The sequence below is a fragment of the Ruegeria profundi genome (assembly GCF_020171505.1).
GTDB lineage: Bacteria > Pseudomonadota > Alphaproteobacteria > Rhodobacterales > Rhodobacteraceae > Ruegeria > Ruegeria profundi.
Genome location: NZ_JAIUZS010000016.1, coordinates 1 through 3,085 on the forward strand (window position 1 = coordinate 1; position 3,085 = coordinate 3,085).

At 53.8% G+C, this 3,085-nt stretch carries 2 tRNA genes and 1 rRNA gene; all 3 read right to left on the bottom strand.

Annotation, left to right across the window (positions count from 1 at the left end):
- Window positions 1-514 precede the first annotated feature (514 nt).
- The 3 genes from LCM21_RS20600 to LCM21_RS20610 all read right to left on the bottom strand — a co-directional run bounded on the left by LCM21_RS20600 (window position 515) and on the right by LCM21_RS20610 (window position 2,549).
- A tRNA-Ile gene (locus LCM21_RS20600) sits at window positions 515-591 on the bottom strand.
- A 228-nt stretch (window positions 592-819) separates the two neighbouring features.
- Window positions 820-895: transfer RNA gene (locus LCM21_RS20605), tRNA-Ala, on the bottom strand.
- A 192-nt stretch (window positions 896-1,087) separates the two neighbouring features.
- Window positions 1,088-2,549, bottom strand: a 16S ribosomal RNA gene (locus LCM21_RS20610).
- Window positions 2,550-3,085: the final 536 nt, after the last annotated feature.

Here is a 3,085-nt window from a genome sequence, read left to right on the forward strand (position 1 = left end):
GCTAACTAAAGGCAGTCATTCTTCTGAACCAAAAACATACATTTCCCGCCCCCGCCACTTGGACGAGGACAATTGAGCAACCCCATATGGTCTCTCAGCCGTGCAGCTGATCAACGCAGGTCGCTCGGGTTAGTATATTTGACTTGGACAACTCTGTTCGTTTCAGTCGCGATACGCATTATAGGCCGGCTAGACCCAAACTGCGCCGCTCATCCGAAGATAAGAACGACCGAGATCAGCGCCACACTCGGCGCGATCAAACAGTGTTGATTGATTTCTCTCTATACGATGTCAATTGATGTGTCCGTCATCCTTGCGGGTGACTTGGACGAGACGTCCAATTGGACGGCTAAACACTCAAAACAGTGCTTAACGGTCAAATCGAAGTGATATGGTGGATCGAGGCCCGTGATCCAGAGAACCGCTCTCATTGCTTTTGCTTCACAAAAACAACTGCCGCTCTGCGCTGCGTGGAACCGTTGTTCGTCTCATTTTGCTCCGCAAAATAAGACGGTGGTGGGTCGAGGAGGACTTGAACCTCCGACCTCACGCTTATCAGGCGTGCGCTCTAACCACCTGAGCTACCGACCCTTGTTTTCGTTTTTGCATCCGCAAAAACAAAACAGGTGTGCGACAGGCTCTTTTCAAAGAAAAGATGCCGAAAGCAGCACGCTGTGGTTATGTCACCGAACGGTAACGGCTGCTGTCGCCTACAAGAGCTCCCACTAAGACAGGATATCGGAAGGTCGCTCCCGTGACCTTCGCTGCGCGAAGACACTGCCGCGACAAACCTTACTTGCCGGCTCCGCCGAAAGTAAGTGGTGGAGCCTAGGAGGATCGAACTCCTGACCTCCTGAATGCAAATCAGGCGCTCTCCCAGCTGAGCTAAGGCCCCTTGCCGGACCTCACGCCATTCGCAAGATCCTGATTTTCTGAAGAGATATGAGGACGGCTCGGCTCATTACAGTGCGCTACCGCCTATTCGGCTACTTGAGCGCCTGCTGAGTTTGACCAACTTTGTTTGTTGATCTTCTGCTAAGTGATGCACGATCAAGGGCACGCCCTGTGATGCTAGCATCATCCTTAGAAAGGAGGTGATCCAGCCGCAGGTTCCCCTACGGCTACCTTGTTACGACTTCACCCCAGTCGCTGATCCTACCGTGGTCCGCTGCCCCCAAAAGGTTAGCGCACGGCCGTCGGGTAGAACCAACTCCCATGGTGTGACGGGCGGTGTGTACAAGGCCCGGGAACGTATTCACCGCGTCATGCTGTTACGCGATTACTAGCGATTCCGACTTCATGGGGTCGAGTTGCAGACCCCAATCCGAACTGAGACAGTTTTTGGGGATTAACCCATTGTCACTGCCATTGTAGCACGTGTGTAGCCCAACCCGTAAGGGCCATGAGGACTTGACGTCATCCACACCTTCCTCCCGCTTATCACGGGCAGTTTCCATAGAGTGCCCAGCCGAACTGCTGGCAACTAGGGATGTGGGTTGCGCTCGTTGCCGGACTTAACCGAACATCTCACGACACGAGCTGACGACAGCCATGCAGCACCTGTCACCGAGTCACCGAAGTGAAAGGCCCATCTCTGGACCGGTCCCGGGATGTCAAGGGTTGGTAAGGTTCTGCGCGTTGCTTCGAATTAAACCACATGCTCCACCGCTTGTGCGGGCCCCCGTCAATTCCTTTGAGTTTTAATCTTGCGACCGTACTCCCCAGGCGGAATGCTTAATCCGTTAGGTGTGTCACCGAATAGCATGCTACCCGACGACTGGCATTCATCGTTTACGGTGTGGACTACCAGGGTATCTAATCCTGTTTGCTCCCCACACTTTCGCACCTCAGCGTCAGTATCGAGCCAGTGAGCCGCCTTCGCCACTGGTGTTCCTCCGAATATCTACGAATTTCACCTCTACACTCGGAATTCCACTCACCTCTCTCGAACTCTAGACCGATAGTTTTGGAGGCAGTTCCGGGGTTGAGCCCCGGGATTTCACCCCCAACTTTCCGATCCGCCTACGTGCGCTTTACGCCCAGTAATTCCGAACAACGCTAACCCCCTCCGTATTACCGCGGCTGCTGGCACGGAGTTAGCCGGGGTTTCTTTACCTGCTACCGTCATTATCTTCACAGGCGAAAGAGCTTTACGACCCTAGGGCCTTCTTCACTCACGCGGCATGGCTGGATCAGGGTTGCCCCCATTGTCCAAGATTCCCCACTGCTGCCTCCCGTAGGAGTCTGGGCCGTGTCTCAGTCCCAGTGTTGCTGATCATCCTCTAAAACCAGCTATAGATCGTAGGCTTGGTAGGCCATTACCCCACCAACTACCTAATCTAACGCGGGCTAATCCTTTGGCGATAAATCTTTCCCCCGAAGGGCTCATACGGTATTACTCTCCGTTTCCAGAGGCTATTCCGTACCAAAGGGTATATTCCCACGCGTTACTAACCCGTCCGCCGCTCACCCCGAAAGGCGCGCTCGACTTGCATGTGTTAGGCCTGCCGCCAGCGTTCGTTCTGAGCCAGGATCAAACTCTCAAGTTGAAAAGCAGTTACCTGCTTATCCTTGACGTTCGAACCTCTGCACATCTTTAGTTGTACTACCGCCTATTCGGCTACTTGAGCACAGGGCAACTTGCGCTACCGCTGCACTACTTGAGCGCGATTAAGCGACACCCCCAGCCGGCTAGCCGAGAGTACAACTAAAAGTCATCTGTTTGTTGTGCTTCAGGTCTCCTAAGAAACCGAAAGCCGTACAAACAGTGAAGCTGACACTCTATCATCGGCGCTACCGCTTACGCTACTTGAACGCAAACAACTTAACCTAAGAGCGCGATATACAGACATCCAATCCGTCGAAAACGAACCAAACCGCCCACATATCTCTTCAGTTATCCATCAATGTCAAAGAACATAACACCAAGAGCCAAAAACCAGACCAGTGCGCCAAAACATCAGCGCGCCCGCCTAACTCATTCCCAAGATGCCCCCAGTCTCTCCCGAGCGTCCCACCGTCTCTCCAGTGCGTCCCCGCCGTCTCCAGCGACCCAACAACCGCCTCAGCAGCGCCGGTGAAGGGG